The sequence below is a fragment of the Microbulbifer maximicatervae (SeqCode) genome (assembly GCF_052467325.1).
Window position 1 is genome coordinate 1,100,932 of sequence record NZ_CP174310.1, and the last position, 15,589, is coordinate 1,116,520.

Below are 15,589 nucleotides of genomic sequence, written 5' to 3' on the forward strand. Positions count from 1 at the left end.
AAAAGAGGCCGGTTCGATGGCTAAGTATGAAAAATTTCAAAGGGCGCCGCTTGTTTTAGCGATAGCTGCGGGCTCGACATTTGCTTCCGTTGCGTCTGCACAAGATGCAGAGCTGGTTGAAAACTCTAAACCTGAAGTTGAAGAGGTTATTGTCCATGGGCGCCTTAGAGACTCAGCTGAAGTCCTAATTAGCGAGCGCCTGGAGGAGGAGGTAGTTACGGATATCCTCGGGGCTGAGATGATCAGCAGGGTGGGGGACTCTACCGTAGCCGCAGCGCTGCGACGAGTATCTGGATTATCCCTGATAAGTGACAAGTTCGTTTACGTAAGGGGCTTGGGTGAGCGATATTCAAGTACAACTCTCAATGGTTCGACGGTGCCATCCCCGGATCTGACCAGAAATGTCATCCCACTGGATCTATTCCCAACCTCTATCGTGGAATCGCTGGCGGTACAGAAGAGCTACTCGGTAGATAAGTCTGCCTCGTTTGGTGGTGGCAATGTTGACATCCGCACTAAGGGAATACCTGATGATCTGACTTACTCGGTCGAAATTGGTACAGGTAGCAACAGTGAAGTCAGTGGGGATGCGCTCAGCTATAGCGGTGGAGATGATGACATTTGGGGCACCGATGATGGAACCCGGGCTATGTCTGGGGAAATTTCTGCAGCCCTGCAACGCTTTAAAGGAGACCTGACGGTTGCAGGTATTCGTGACACCCTGATTGCTGAAGGCAATGAGTATTCCAGCAATCAAGAGGCATATGAAGCAGCGCAAGCAATAAACAGGGAATTGGCCCTGGGCTTGAACCGTAATATTTCAATCACAAAGGCGTCTACTGATCCCGATCAAGATTATAAGGCTAGCGTGGGGAACCGCTTCTACTTTGGGAATGATTGGGAGCTTGGTTTTCTGGCTGGAGGCTCTTACAAGAGTAAGTGGAGGGAAAGTGAGCGAGTTATTCGTGATTACGGTAATCCGCAAGAGCAGATTGACCATCGAGATGAGTCTACTTATTCCGTGGATATCAGTGGAAACTTAAACCTGGGCTTGCGTTTTTCGGATGAACATGCAGTTGAAAGCACTAGCTTGTTCTTAAGGAATACGGATGATGAAACCTCTATCCGCGACTATTTTAATTCAAACCGCTTGTTATCTGACGGCACTGGATTCAGAAACTACGAACTGAAATATGAAGAGCGGGAGTTGGAGCTTCACCAGCTAAAAGGGAGCCATTCCCTTGGCCCGGAAACTAAGGGGCTGCTGCCTATTGGTTTCTTAAGTTGGATTCCTGAGGAATTGGTGGTTGATTGGTTTTATTCCGATGCGACAGCGATAACTGACATTCCCAATCAGGTTGAGGTTATTGCGAGTACCGAAACCGATCCGGAAACAGGTGAAGTTCTCAGTTCAACTGTGGATATTGCTTCGCGGAGCGCTAGCTTCCGATTTACTGAGCTGGAGGATGAAGTTCGAAACTACGGTTGGTCAGCAACATTACCCATTGAGTTTTCCTCGTCCACGCTGGAGTTGAGTGGAGGATTTGCTCGGATTGAAAAAGGTCGCTCCTATAAGCAAACTGAGTTCGGATTGGATATCTTTAGTGTCGCTGATAGCGCAATTCTTGATGATCCTCTGGGTGATGTGTTCAGTGATACCAATATTACCGATGATGACAATAATTTTGTTTTTGCCAAGTCAGGTAGCAACAAGCAAAGTTATTTGGCCGCTACTTCGACAGATGCGATCTACGGTAAATTCGATTGGACCCTTGAGGAAACCTGGCGTATTTCAGCTGGGGCCCGATGGGAGGACTATAGTCAAGCTGCTTTAGAGTGGAACCCCTATAGTTTCTCGCAAAGTGAACCACAGATTACGAATGACCCAGAGGAGTTGGCTGAAGCGGTATATACGGATGATGATATTTATCCATCATTATCCTTGACCTATATGGGGTCATTTTGGGCGGAGACATTCCAGTTGAGGTTCGGTGCATCCAAGACCGCTGTTCGGCCCGACTTGCGTGAAATTACCGACGCTATTTATATAGATCCGCGCACTGATGATCAGATCAGGGGGAATTCGAGTGTTCGGCCGTCGGAGATCGACAACTACGATATTCGCGCAGAGTGGTTTTTTGATAGCGGCGATAGCCTGACTATTTCGGCTTTCTATAAGGATATTGTTAATCCTATTGAGTTTTTTGAAGCTGCCTCAAGTGATGACAATGTTGCGCGAGAGATTATAAATGCTGAGTCTGGTGAGATTACCGGTATAGAAATAGAGGGTATGAAAAGCCTTGGCTTTATCTCTGACCCAATGGATAGCTTCTTCCTGCAGGGCAATATTACGCTTCAAGACTCGGAAATTGTTGCCGGTGATGAGGCTGATGCACCGACTAATGCAGTCCGCGAAATGACAGGGGCATCTGATTATGTGGTTAATATGCTGCTCGGCTTTGATAGCCCGGACGGGAACCATTCTGCCAGCTTGGTTTATAACGTATTTGGTGAGCGCCTTTACAAAGCGGGGCGAGATCCTCATCCCGATTCATTTGAGCAGCCATTCCACTCTCTGGATTTGACTTACTTCTGGTATCCAACTGATGAGGTGACGGTGAAGGCGAAAGTGCAGAACCTTTTGGGTGAAGCCATTGAAATTGAGAGGCAGGGGGGCACCGTTTTTGAAGAGGAGATTGGGCAGACTTTCGCATTGAGCGCGCAGTACAAGTTCTAGGGAGGTTAGCTGGCTGTGCCTTAGATTAAGTGCACGAAAATATGCGTTCTCAAGCAATAAAAAATGGCGCCATCGGCGCCATTTTTATGTGTAGACCCAATTACATATTTGGATAATTGGGGCCGCCGGCACCTTCAGGGGTTACCCAAACAATATTTTGGGTTGGGTCCTTAATGTCACAGGTCTTACAGTGTACGCAGTTTTGAGCGTTGATCTGGAAGCGCTTACCGTTGGTGTCCTCAATAACCTCATAAACACCGGCAGGGCAGTAGCGCTGCGCGGGTTCATCGTAAATCGGCAGGTTGTGACTCAGCGGAACTTCTGGGTCCTTCAGGGTCAGGTGGCAAGGCTGGTCTTCTTCGTGGTTAGTATTGGAAATAAACACGGAAGATAGCTTGTCAAAACTGAGTACGCCGTCGGGCTTCGGATAGTCAATCTTTGCGCAGTCAGCAGCAGGTTTGAGCTGGGCGTGGTCAGCCTTGGTGTCGCGCAGGGTCCAGGGAAGCTTGCCTTTAAAGATATTGATATCCACAAATGCATAGGCAGATCCCAGAATGTTGCCCCATTTGTGCTGGGCAGGGCCGAAGTTGCGCTGCATGTGCAGCTCTTTCCAGGCCCAGCTATCGCGATACTTGGTGGTGTAGTCGGTCAGCTCTTCGCTGTTGCGCTCAGCGGCGAGGGCTTCAACTACAGACTCAGCCGCGATCATGCCGGATTTCATCGCGGTGTGATTGCCCTTGATCTTGGCAAAGTTCAGGGTGCCGGCGTTATCACCGATCAACAGGCCGCCAGGGAAGGTCATTTTCGGTTGGGATTGAAGGCCACCTTTTACTATGGCGCGGGCACCGTAGGCGACGCGCTCGCCACCTTCCAGGTACTGCTTGATTACCGGATGGTGTTTATAGCGCTGGAACTCGTCAAATGGACTCACATGGGGGTTGCTGTAGGCGAGGTCAGTAATCAAGCCGACAACAACCTGGTTGTCTTCGAGGTGGTAAAGGAAGCCGCCACCGTGGGTGGAGCTTTGTTCCAGCGGCCAGCCAGCGGTGTGAACAACCAGGCCTTGCTGGTATTTGTCCGCAGGGACTTTCCAAATCTCTTTAATACCGATGCCGTAGTGTTGTGGGTCGGCATCTTCGTCTAGCTTAAAGCGTTCGATCAGCTGCTTGCCCAGGTGACCGCGACAACCTTCAGCGAAGAGAGTGTATTTGGCATGCAGCTCCATGCCCGGCATGTAAGAGTCTTTCTGCTCTCCGTTCATGCCGATGCCCATATCGCCAGTAGCGATACCTTTTACAGAGCCATCTTCGTTGTACAGAACTTCAGCAGCAGCGAAGCCAGGGAAGATTTCCACTCCCAGGCTTTCGGCTTGTTCTGCCAGCCAACGGCACAGGTTGCCGAGACTGATAATGTAGTTGCCCTCGTTGTGCATGGTGCTGGGCACAAACATGTTGGGGACTTTTATAGAGTTCTCTTCGCTGCGCAGGACGTAGATGTCGTCGCCTTTTACCTCAGTATTGAGGGGGGCTCCACGTTCTTTCCAGTCGGGGAAGAGTTCATTAAGGGCGGTGGGCTCAAATACAGCACCGGATAGGATGTGAGCTCCTACTTCTGAGCCTTTCTCCACGACACATACAGAGACGTCTTCATTGAGCTGACGAATACGACAGGCCGCGGCCAATCCAGCGGGGCCGGCACCCACGATCACTACATCGTATTCCATTGATTCGCGTTCCACGGCACTCTCCTCAGCAGTTGTATTCAACTTTTTTGCGGCCAATCCGGCCTTATCATTTATATTGCTGGCGGATTATATAGGCGTTTAATCAACCCTACCAATTGCATGACTATTCATTTGCTATGGCAAATGCGCTGTATTTCAACGGCTTACTGGGGGTGGATAGGTGGTTCTTATTCCCGGAAATAGATTTTGTGAATGGCAGGAGGGACTTCCATTTGACTATTGATTTTGCGTTATAGAACCGCCACCATACACGCCGTTCAAACACTTGTTTGACCAGAACACCGTATCCGTTCGCGACGTGAATTATCAGTCGCGGCTGTTAAAAAGCATATTTGAGACGGGATTTCCATGAAAGTTCTTGTAGCTGTGAAACGCGTTGTTGACTACAACGTCAAGGTTCGCCCCAAGGCGGACGGCTCTGACGTTGATACAGCCAACGTCAAAATGTCTATCAACCCCTTCTGCGAAATCGCAGTAGAAGAGGCGGTGCGCTTGAAGGAAAAAGGCGTTGTCAGCGAGATAGTCGCCGTTTCCATGGGCTCCAAGCAATGCCAAGAGCAAATCCGCACTGCACTGGCCCTGGGTGCCGACCGCGGTATCCTGGTTGAGACCGATGCTGAGCTGCAGCCTTTGGCAGTAGCCAAATGCTTGAAAGCGATTGTTGAGAAAGAAGAGCCTCAAATGGTAATTCTGGGCAAGCAGTCCATCGATGGCGATAACAACCAGACCGGCCAGATGCTGGGCGCTTTGACTGGCATGGGGCAGGGTACCTTCGCCTCTGAAGTTGCCGTAGAAGGCGACGCTGTTAAGGTAACTCGTGAAATTGACGGCGGCCTGCAGACTGTTGAGCTGAAACTGCCTGCCATTGTTACTACTGACCTGCGCCTGAATGAGCCGCGTTACGCCTCCCTGCCTAACATCATGAAGGCAAAGCGTAAGCCTCTCGATACCACGACCCCGGATGAGCTGGGCGTTGATATTACTCCCCGCACCAAAACCCTGAAAGTTGAGCCGCCGGCTGAGCGTCAAGCAGGCATTAAGGTTGCTGACGTTGCTGAACTGGTAGAGAAACTGAAAAACGAGGCGAAGGTAATCTGATGAGCATTCTGGTTATTGCTGAACACGACAACGCCGAGCTGAAGGGCGCTACGCTCAATACCATCGCTGCTGCCAAGGCTATTGGCGGTGATGTTGCTGTATTGGTTGCTGGATCTGGCTGCGGCCCTGTCGCGGAAGCTGCTGCTAAAGCTGAAGGCGTTTCCAAAGTACTGCTGGCAGATAATGCTGCTTACGAGCATCAGTTGGCTGAGAACGTTGCCAAGCTGGTAGCGGACTTGGGCAAAGACTACGGCCACATCCTGGCTCCAGCCACTACTACCGGCAAGAACATGCTGCCACGCGCTGCTGCGCTGCTGGATGTACAGCCGATTTCCGACATCGTTGCTGTTGAAAGTGCAGATACTTTCAAGCGCCCGATTTATGCCGGTAACGTCATTGCCACTGTACAGAGCTCCGATGCCATTAAGGTGATCTCTGTGCGTACTACTGCCTTCGACGCAGTGTCCGCTGAAGGTGGAAGTGCCGCAGTTGAGCCTGTAGATATCGCAGATGACGCTGGTGTTTCCTCTTTTGTTGGTGAAGAGCTGGCTGTATCCGATCGCCCTGAATTGACCGCTGCGAGCGTAGTCATTTCTGGTGGCCGCGGCATGCAGAATGGCGAAAACTTCGAAATGCTGTATAAACTGGCCGACAAGCTGGGTGCTGCAGTTGGCGCCTCCCGTGCTGCTGTGGATGCAGGTTTCGTACCTAACGATATGCAGGTTGGCCAAACCGGTAAGATCGTTGCTCCTGACCTGTATATTGCCGTTGGCATCTCCGGCGCAATCCAGCACTTGGCAGGCATGAAAGACTCCAAGGTTATCGTAGCCATTAACAAGGATGAAGAAGCACCGATCTTCTCCGTTGCTGACTATGGCCTGGTAGCTGATCTGTTTGAAGCTGTACCAGAGCTTGAGACAAAGCTGTAATGCCCGATTGCTATACTAGCTAGCATTGAAAAAGGCGGCGTCATGCCGCCTTTTTTCGTTTTTTGGTGACAAACTGCGGAACTAGTGTGCAATTTAAGGGACGAAATGAGGGTTTGCAGCGTTTAACTTGAAAGAGCGTTGCCTTTCCCGGGCTGAGGCAAGAAAATAGGCGTCAAAAACCAATAACCTCAGAAAGTTGAACTTGTATGTGGGTATGTTCATGTCCCCTCTAGCACGAGCCGTAGGCTCAATTGGCAATAAGTTTGCCCAGGGTGAGCCGAGCAAAGGTCTTTCCCGTGGCACCATGGCGGCGTCAGCTATTGGCCTGTTGTGGTTGTCCGGCAACTTATTTGCTTATGGCTCCCTACTGGTACCAAGCGATCCGCAGGAGTCTCTGCTGGTAGAGCGCAAAAGCCCGAGAGGGGCTCTCCCCCCCAGCGCTGCCAGTCTCCCCAGCACTCCGTTCTTTGGTCGTGCTGAACCTAAAAAAGCTACGGAAGTCCCTGAAGTCGATCTCGATAATATTCCTTTGACTCAGTTGAATATCGTTTTATCCGGTGTTTTTGATAGTTCCAATAAAACCAAAGCCAGTGCTCTGGTGTCGGAGAAAGGTAAACCCTCCAAGCGTTTGTATGTTGGTGATCGGCTTCCAGGTGGCGCCGAACTATATTCTGTTGAGGTTGACCACGTGGTTCTTCGTCGTAATGGCAGGATGGAAAAACTGACATACCCAGAAGTGGATGGAAGACCAAACGTACCTTTGAAAGGCGTCAGTAGTTCCAGGCAGAGAACGGCGAGTTCCAGCTCCTCCAGAAGAAGCACTGCGCAACGGGGTGAGAACCAGCAGAACATTCGGGAGAGAATGGAGCAACTGCGTGAATTGGCCCGCGAGCGACGTGCTCAGCGTGAGCCTAAATAAAAACTATCTACCTAGATTGTTTTGATTTTTTGAACATTTACTAGAGCCAGATAAATAATGATGAAGATGTTTTATCGACGGCTGCTTGCGGTCGGATTGAGTTTTTTTGTTTGTACTGCAACGCTGGCTCAGGGCCCGGAGCGGGTTACCCTTTCTCTCGACAATGCAGACATTCGTGATCTGATCAATTGGGCCGCTGACTTCACTGGCAAAAATATTATTGTCCACCCAAACGTTAAAGGTAAGGTCACTGTGGTTGCCGGCGACCCCATGACTCATAACGAAGCCTTTGATGTGTTTATGTCCGTGCTTCAGGTTAACGGGTTTAGCCTAGTGGAGCAGGGTGGCACCTGGAAGGTAGTTCCAGATGCATTAGCCAAGCAGCAAGCAATACCTGTCGCTGATGAGACTACTCGCGCTCCAGCGGAGTCCCTCGTTGTGCGTACTGTAAGGGTAGAGAATATCTCCGCTTCACAGTTGATCGCCATGCTTCGCCCATTGATTCCGCAAACTGGGCACTTAGCGGCTTACGCGGATACCAACACCCTGATCATTGCCGATCGCGCTGCCAATATTGACCAGATTATTCGTCTGGTGAAACAGCTTGATCGGGCTGGTGCCATTGATATTGAGGTGGTACCGCTGATGTTTGCTTCCGCGAAAGCAGTCCAACAGGTACTTAATGACCTTCTTCAAACCAGCGGAAACAAGGCTGGCAAAGAAGTGCAGCCTCTGCGAATCTCTGTTGATGAACGCTCCAATAGCATTTTGCTGACCGGAGACCCAGTTACTCGCCAGCAGATCAAGACCGTTATCGGTCGCCTAGATGCGCCGCTAGATGGCGATGGCAACACTGCAGTTGTTTATATCCAATACGCAAATGCTGCAGACCTCAAGCCAATTCTTGAAGGTATGAGCGGCAGTATCCAAAACACTGAGAAGGATCAGCAAGCTGCAAATGTTGAAGTTAGTATCCAGGTTAATGAATCTCTCAATGCTCTGGTATTAACTGCCCCTCCCGCACTGCTTGAGACAATGAAAGGTGTTATTGCCAGATTGGATGTGCGCAGAGCGCAGGTTCTGATCGAAGCAATTATTGTCGAAGTGACAGAAGGTACTGGTAATGAGCTGGGGATTAGCTGGATTGCCGGTGCTGGTGACAATGCGGTTGCGGGCTGGAACAATACTGGTTCTTTTGATGATGATGGCGAGATTAATCCGTTCTCGCTGCCAGTAACTGACCTCTTGGGCGCAGGTGCACTAAATCTGGGTTACCTGAGTGGTACTGATATTCGCGCAGCAATTAATGCTGTGGCCTCTGAAACCAATACCAATATTCTGTCTACACCGACCATCATGGCTTTGGATAATGAAGAAGCTGAGATTTTGGTAGGTCAGAACGTACCCTTCATTACTGGTGAGCAATTGCTGTCTGGTAGTAATGACGATCCCTTCACCACTATTCAGCGTGAAGATGTAGGTACCACCCTCAAAGTGATTCCCCGTGTTAACAATAACAACTCAGTAACTCTCGAAATTGAGCAAAAAGTTGAAAATGTTCTGCCGTCGACAGTTGAGGCTGAAACAGGGGCTTCGGATATCGTCACTAGCAAGCGCGAAATTCGCACTAAAGTACTGATTGATGATGGCGCCATTCTAGTGCTGGGCGGCCTGATGGAAGATCAGGTTTCTGAGTCAGTGTCCAAAGTGCCCCTGCTGGGTGATATCCCCGGTATCGGACGTCTTTTCCGCAACACTAGTAAAGATGTTACCAAGACTAATCTAATGGTATTCCTACGCCCCAGAATCCTCAGTACCCAGGTTGCTGGCTACGAGGAGACGCGCAGACGCTATATGGATATGCAGCAAAAGCAAATATTCCTGAAAGACCGCACCAGCCTGATCTGGGATTGGCATCGCGGTGATGTGCTGCCTGATATGATGCCGCCAACCGGTACCTATAACGAGAGCCCTGCTCCGGTAGATGGTTCTATAGATGGTGCTGCCATTGAATCACTGGAAGAGGATGTGGACGTTGAGGTGTTGGAGGTAGAAGAAGCTAAATGACGGCTGAAACAGGAACAGGGACTCCAACAATTCGCCGCCTTCCCTACGCTTTCGCAAAGCGTCACAAGGTTCTGTTAACAGAGCAGGAAGGCAAACCCCTCTGCCAATATGTGGCGCCGCTGAGTCCATCAGCGGTTGCCGAAGTGCAGCGCATCAGTGGTGCGGCTGTGTCTTTGGAGGCTGTAGAGGAAGGCGTTTTCCAGGGCGCTTTGCAACGCCTGTACGAGAACAGGGAGGGGGGCAACCTCTCCGAAGTCGAAGGCCTGGGTGAAGACCTGGATCTTGCAGCAGTTGCCGATTCGCTGCCTGAGACTGAAGACTTGTTGGAGCAGGAAGACGATGCACCCATCGTCAAATTGATCAACGCAATTTTTGCCGAATCGCTCAAGCAGGGCGCCTCGGATATTCATATTGAAACCTTTGAGAAGCGCCTCGTTGTGCGCTTTCGGGTGGATGGTGTACTCCGCGAAGTACTGCAGCCTCGGCGTGCTCTGGCTCCATTGCTGGTATCCCGTATTAAGGTAATGGCAAAGCTGGATATCGCAGAGAAACGTGTGCCCCAAGATGGCCGGATCTCCCTTTTGATGGCTGGCCGAGAGGTAGATGTACGTGTCTCTACCATGCCGTCATCGGCGGGTGAGCGGGTTGTAATGCGTCTGCTGGATAAGCAAGCGGGCAAAATGGACCTGAGTAAGCTGGGGATGGCAGATCGCGACTTGCGTGTGATGACAGACCTGTTGGGACACCCCCACGGCATTATCCTGGTGACCGGACCAACGGGCTCCGGTAAAACCACCACCTTGTATGCTGGCCTCGGCAGTATCAATAACCGTGAGAAGAACATTCTGACGGTCGAGGACCCGGTGGAATACAACCTGGAAGGGGTTGGACAGACTCAGGTAAATACCAAAGCCGATATGACTTTTGCCCGGGGGCTTCGCGCGATTCTGCGTCAGGACCCAGATGTGGTGATGGTCGGTGAAATTCGAGACCTGGAGACTATGCAGATTGCAATCCAGGCGAGTTTGACCGGACACTTGGTGCTCTCAACCCTGCACACCAACACGGCTTTGGGTTCGGTAACCCGCCTGGTGGATATGGGAATTGAGCCTTTTCTTTTATCGTCCAGCTTGATTGGTGTTCTAGCCCAGCGACTGGTGCGAGTTTTGTGCCCTGAATGCAAGCAACCTCATGTGGCTGACAGCAGCGAGCGTGAGGTTCTGGGTGTCAAACCCGATGAAGAAGCCATTATTTATCAACCCAATGGCTGTGAAGAGTGTAGCCACAGTGGCTATGTCGGTCGTATCGGTATCTATGAATTGGTGCCGCTCAATGAAGTGATGCGCCAATTGATTCACGATCGCGCTTCAGAGAGTAAGTTGGTTGCAGAAGCCCGCAAGCTTGGCCCCAGCATCCGCGACGACGGCATAGAGAAAGTACTGGCGGGTAGGACCTCCCTAGAGGAAGTGCTACGAGTTACGCAGGAGTCCTGATTGTGGCAGCTTTTGAGTATACAGCGCTGGCAGCATCCGGCCGCAAGAGTCGCGGTACGCTCGAGGCGGATAGCGCGCGCGCTGCGCGGCAGCAGCTGCGCGCTAAAGGTATGGTGCCCCTGGAAGTCAGTGCAGCTACCGAGAAAGAAGAGAAGGGCGGTGCCAGCTTTCTATCTGGTAGCCCTGGGCTGAGTGTTAAAAACCTGGCCCTGCTAACTCGGCAGATGTCCACCTTGCTTCGAGCGGGTATTCCCCTGGAAGAAACCCTTGGGGCCATTGCCAACCAGACTCGCAACCAAAAAATCAAGCGCGTGGTATTGGCTGTTCGGGGCAAAATTCTTGAAGGGCACAGCTTTGCCTTGGCCCTGAGCAGTTTTCCACGGGCATTCCCCAAACTCTATCGCGCTACGGTTGAAGCAGGGGAGCACTCTGGTCATTTGGATGCGGTGCTGGATCGCCTCGGTGACTACACGGAAGGGCAGCAGCAATTTCGCCAGAAGGTACAGCTTGCTCTGATCTACCCAGTTGTTTTGGTATTTATCTGTGTATTGGTCGTAACCGGTTTGATGGTGTACGTGGTGCCTGATGTTATCGAGGTATTTACCGGCACCGGGCAGGTTTTGCCGCTGGCTACCCGTATCCTGGTGTCCATGAGTGATTTCATTTCTGCCTGGGGCTGGTTGGTGCCGCCGGCACTTGGAGCACTCATTTTTGGGGTTGTGATGATGCTGCGGCGCCCGGCAATCCGATATCGTTTCCACCATCGTTTGCTGGAGCTACCAATTATTGGTTGGTTGATACGCGGTGCTCAGAGTGCTCGTTATGTGGGTACCCTAGCGATTCTTACGGGCAGCAGTGTCCCGTTGGTACAAGCCATGGGTATCGCCGGAGGGGTAATGACCAATACCTTCCTTAAAGACAGGCTCGATGCGGCTCAAAAGAGCGTGCGCGAGGGCGGGAGCCTTCGTAAAGCACTGGAAGATGTAGGCTATTTTCCACCGATGATGATCTACATGATCGCAAGTGGTGAGTCTTCGGGCACTCTCGATGAAATGCTGCAGCGTGCGGCGGATTCGCAAGAGCAGGATTTGCAGGGTGCGGTAACTGCCTTTGTGAGCATCTTTGAACCTTTGATGCTGCTGATAATGGCTGCCATCGTGTTGTTCATCGTTATGGCTATTATGATGCCAATTCTGAGCATGAACGAATTGGTCGTTTAACGCTCAAATTAGGTGTAGGTCAAAGAGAAATTGCGTAGCTGCTTCAGGAGGTTGGTATGAAATCCTTGCGCAACAGCGCCGGCTTTACACTGCTAGAGGCGTCGAAGATTCTTGTTGGGCTGGGAGCGGCAGTTTTGCTGGGCATGTTGCTGCTTTAGGCTGGGGAATCGTGTAATTTACTGATTTGGTGACTTTTAAATAATTGGGGTCACGAAGGGTATCGTGACCCTTGGGGTTCCCAGAGTTAGAGTGAACTAGGAGAGAAAAATGAAAACCCTACGTAAAAGTGGTGGCTTTACCCTGATTGAAATTATGGTGGTGATCGTAATTCTCGGGGTGCTTGGTGCACTGGTTGTACCTAATGTACTTGGCAAGACCGGAGAAGCTCGCATGAAAGCGGCCAGGGTTGACCTGAAAGCCATCGAGACTGCACTGGACCTCTACCGTATGGATAACTTTGTCTACCCCAGCTCTGACCAGGGTTTGATGGCACTGGTATCCCGCCCATCCGGCTTCCCCGAAGCTAAGAACTGGACTGAGCCCTACCTTAAGAAAGCGCCAAAAGATCCTTGGGGCTATGAATATCAGTACATCAGCCCAGGCAGTGCCGGTGCCTACGACCTGTTCACCCTCGGTGCCGATGGCAAAGCGGGCGGTGAGGGCGAAGCCGCTGATATCTACGTTACTGACCTGTAACACCTGAAATTTGCACTTGATGTATAGCATCGGTCGAAGCCGCGGCTTTACGCTGATCGAACTGTTGGTAGTGATTGTCATCATCGCCTCTCTGGCGGGCATGGCGACTCTATCGATGGGGAATTCTGGCGGGCGTGTGTGGCAAAAAGAAGCCCAGCGCCTGTCGGCCCTTTTACAGTTGGTTGCGGATCGAGCCCTGATTGACAAAATGCATTACGGCGTTGTTTTTGAACAAGGCACTTATAGTGTTGTGCATTTTGAGCAGGAGACCATGACCTGGCTGCCCTTGGATTCAGTAGTGTCCGGAAGGCGCGCTGCACGTTTTGCCGCTCATGAGCTGCCTGAAATTGTACGCCTCGAAGTGATAACAGAGGCCGAACTGCCCTCGGCAGAATCTACCGAATTTGCGGAAGAAACCAGCGAAGATCGGGTAGTTCCCCAATTTGTTGCTCTCTCTAGTGGAGAGGTGCTTCCAGTGGAGGTTGCCATGTATCTTGTTGAGAATGGCGACGATGTTAGAGGCGCGACAATTTCTTACACCAGCCTGAATGGATTTCAGCTAGAGTGGCAGGCCGATGAGATTTAAGGGTGCCCAGCGCGGCTTTACCTTAGTGGAAGTATTAATAGCTCTGGTCATTTTTGGGGTTATTGCCGCCAGTGTCTTGCAAGCAATGCAGCGCAGTGTGCGCCAGCAGCGAGTAATGGAAGACCGACTTTCCGCAAACTGGGTTGCCCAACAGGTGCTTTCCCAGGTTCGCGTGCAAACTCCCTGGCCTCCACTGGGTGAACAAACTGATCAGGTAGTGCTTGGACTGCAGGAGTGGGAGGTAAGCGCCCGTGTAGAGGCCACTAGTAATGAGCGCTTGCGCCATATCATTATTGAGGTGGGCCACCTGGATGCGGAGTACCCGACCCTGACTCTGGATGCCTGGGCTGCGGAGGAGTAACTAATATGTCTATGCGCCTTCCCAGCCAGTCGGGCTTTACCCTTGTTGAAGTTCTTGTTGTTTTAATCCTGGTCGCAATTATCAGTGTCGGTTCTTTCTCCCTGCTGGGACTCTTTTTTGATACTGAAGAAATGGTGGATCAGAGAGCGGAACAGCTACGCCGCTTTTCTATGGCGATGTACCGTATAGATAACGATTTTCGCCAAGTCACTGCCCGCGCGGTTAAGAATGCTTATAGCGGCTATGAGCCCGCATTGCGCGGGGACGAAGATGAGCTGGAGTTTACTCGCTTAGGTGCGGCAAACCTCACAGGTGAACCTCGCGGAGAGCTGCTGCGCTTAAGTTACAGTATCGGTTATGCCGAGGACCTTGAAACCGACTCCTTGACTATCGGTACAGGGGGGGAGGATGAAGAGTTCGGTGGGCTGTTGTTACGCAGTCGATGGCAGGTTTTGGACCGGTCCCCCGACTCTGAGCCCATTACTGAGCCCCTCCTAATGGGTGTCGAAAGCTTGAGCCTTCAATACTTGGATCCAGACAGTGATGCCTGGGTTGCCCAATGGCCGCCTGTTAGTACTACTACTTCCACAACAGAGGCGGATACACGCCTTCCTCAAGCTATTGAGTTCGTTATTGTCACCCAACAGTACGGAGAGATCCGTCGCGTTTTCCAGATATTGACAGAGGAAGATAGTTCTTCTGATGACAATGACGATAACGGGACTTAGGCCATGAAAAGTAGCGATATGTCGAAGTCGTTGGGTCGTCAAAGGGGCGTAGCTCTGATTGTTGTACTGCTGGTGATGGTGATTGCTATCGCGGCGGTAACCCATGCCATATTGCGGGATCAAATTGCGATTTCCCGCAGTGGTGCACTTTTGGCCAATACACAGCTTGCTGAGTTTGTTGAAGCTGCGGAAGCCTGGACGCGGGTAGCTCTGTTAGAAGACTTTGAGGAGGATCAAGAAGAGGAGGAGACTGCAGATCACTCTCTGGAGTCCTGGGCATTCCCAGTTCTGCAATTCAATCCTGACAATGGCAAAATTCGCATGAATATCATGGACTTACATTCATGTTTCAATGTGAATAATTTGTCTGATAGCAGCGATAGTGATCAGTTTGCGATTTTCCAGCGCCTAGTGAATAACGTCACTGGCAAGTCCGATCTAGCCAACTCAATCGCGGATTGGGTGGATGACGGTGATACCCCGAGAACCTCAGCTACAGAGGATGATGGTTATTTGGGCAGAGAACTTGCCCATCGAACACCGGACATAATGATCAGTGACATCTCTGAATTGTCTTCGGTAGTGGATATGGAGCTAGAGGATTGGCAGAAGTTAGTGCCTTTTCTCTGTGCTCTCCCGGAAACGGGAACCCTGGTAAATATCAACACTGCCTCTGAGGAGCTAATTGAGGCAATTGAGCCCTCTGCGAGTGTTTCTAAGTTGGTGCAACTTCGTGAGTCGGGTGGTTATATCAGCGATTCGAGTGAATATGCTGATTATGACATCGCCAATTCAGGGCCTTTTACCTATCAAAGCCAGCACTTTCTGGCGCGTATTGCTGTCCAACTCGGGGAAGATGGCGAATACCGGCAATATTGGGAGTCCGCCCTTGTTCGGAATAGCACAGATGGTTCGGTTCGGGTGCGCCAGCGCCAGCGCCGAACATTTTCTGGTCAAATGATGCAGGAGCTACTCGACTACGAAAGCACTGAAGAGAGCGAATAGTTAGAA

The 15,589-nt window shown here is 51.1% G+C and carries 13 protein-coding genes; 12 read left to right on the plus strand and 1 reads right to left on the minus strand.

Translation table 11 applies throughout. The features are described from left to right. The first annotated feature begins 16 nt into the window (after positions 1-16). Positions 17-2,737: a TonB-dependent receptor domain-containing protein gene (locus ACJJIE_RS05235; protein ID WP_444893801.1), complete on the plus strand. Its 2,721-nt coding sequence runs from the start codon at positions 17-19 to the stop codon at positions 2,735-2,737. 100 nt (positions 2,738-2,837) lie between these two features. On the opposite strand, the gene ACJJIE_RS05240 is transcribed toward ACJJIE_RS05235, so the two are convergent. Further along, the gene (locus ACJJIE_RS05240; protein ID WP_444893802.1) at positions 2,838-4,475 is read right to left on the minus strand and encodes an electron transfer flavoprotein-ubiquinone oxidoreductase; all 1,638 of its coding nucleotides are present in this window, start codon (positions 4,473-4,475) and stop codon (positions 2,838-2,840) included. 354 nt (positions 4,476-4,829) lie between these two features. Between ACJJIE_RS05240 and ACJJIE_RS05245 the strand changes: the two genes are divergently transcribed. From ACJJIE_RS05245 to gspK, 11 genes are all read left to right on the plus strand, one after another. Beyond that, positions 4,830-5,579: an electron transfer flavoprotein subunit beta/FixA family protein gene (locus ACJJIE_RS05245; protein WP_282932702.1), complete on the plus strand. Its 750-nt coding sequence runs from the start codon at positions 4,830-4,832 to the stop codon at positions 5,577-5,579. Continuing rightward, positions 5,579-6,508, plus strand: a complete 930-nt coding sequence (locus ACJJIE_RS05250) for an electron transfer flavoprotein subunit alpha/FixB family protein (RefSeq protein ID WP_444893803.1) — start codon at positions 5,579-5,581, stop codon at positions 6,506-6,508. The genes ACJJIE_RS05245 and ACJJIE_RS05250 overlap by 1 nt, the downstream gene beginning before the upstream one ends. Positions 6,509-6,728: 220 nt before the next feature. Continuing rightward, positions 6,729-7,427 carry a type II secretion system protein N gene (locus ACJJIE_RS05255; protein WP_444893804.1) on the plus strand — a complete coding sequence of 233 codons (699 nt, stop codon included), beginning with the start codon at positions 6,729-6,731 and terminating at the stop codon, positions 7,425-7,427. 57 nt (positions 7,428-7,484) lie between these two features. Further along, complete coding sequence (gene gspD / locus ACJJIE_RS05260) at positions 7,485-9,494, plus strand: type II secretion system secretin GspD (protein WP_444893805.1); 2,010 nt, start codon at positions 7,485-7,487, stop codon at positions 9,492-9,494. After that, positions 9,491-10,987: a type II secretion system ATPase GspE gene (gene gspE, locus ACJJIE_RS05265; protein WP_282932706.1), complete on the plus strand. Its 1,497-nt coding sequence runs from the start codon at positions 9,491-9,493 to the stop codon at positions 10,985-10,987. Before gspD ends, gspE begins: the two co-directional genes overlap by 4 nt. Positions 10,988-10,989: 2 nt before the next feature. Next, on the plus strand, positions 10,990-12,207 hold the full coding sequence (gene gspF, locus ACJJIE_RS05270) for a type II secretion system inner membrane protein GspF (protein WP_444893806.1): 1,218 nt from the start codon (positions 10,990-10,992) through the stop codon (positions 12,205-12,207). A gap of 267 nt (positions 12,208-12,474) precedes the next feature. Beyond that, positions 12,475-12,903: a type II secretion system major pseudopilin GspG gene (gene gspG, locus ACJJIE_RS05275; RefSeq protein ID WP_282932708.1), complete on the plus strand. Its 429-nt coding sequence runs from the start codon at positions 12,475-12,477 to the stop codon at positions 12,901-12,903. Positions 12,904-12,922: 19 nt separating this feature from the next. Then, on the plus strand, positions 12,923-13,489 hold the full coding sequence (gspH, locus tag ACJJIE_RS05280) for a type II secretion system minor pseudopilin GspH (RefSeq protein ID WP_444893807.1): 567 nt from the start codon (positions 12,923-12,925) through the stop codon (positions 13,487-13,489). After that, positions 13,479-13,850, plus strand: coding sequence for a type II secretion system minor pseudopilin GspI (gene gspI, locus ACJJIE_RS05285; RefSeq protein ID WP_282932710.1), 372 nt, complete (start codon positions 13,479-13,481; stop codon positions 13,848-13,850). The genes gspH and gspI overlap by 11 nt, the downstream gene beginning before the upstream one ends. Positions 13,851-13,855: 5 nt before the next feature. Further along, entirely contained in the window at positions 13,856-14,578 is a 723-nt protein-coding gene (locus tag ACJJIE_RS05290; protein ID WP_444893808.1) for a type II secretion system protein GspJ, read from the plus strand. 18 nt (positions 14,579-14,596) lie between these two features. After that, positions 14,597-15,583, plus strand: a complete 987-nt coding sequence (gspK, locus tag ACJJIE_RS05295) for a type II secretion system minor pseudopilin GspK (protein WP_282932713.1) — start codon at positions 14,597-14,599, stop codon at positions 15,581-15,583. Positions 15,584-15,589: the final 6 nt, after the last annotated feature.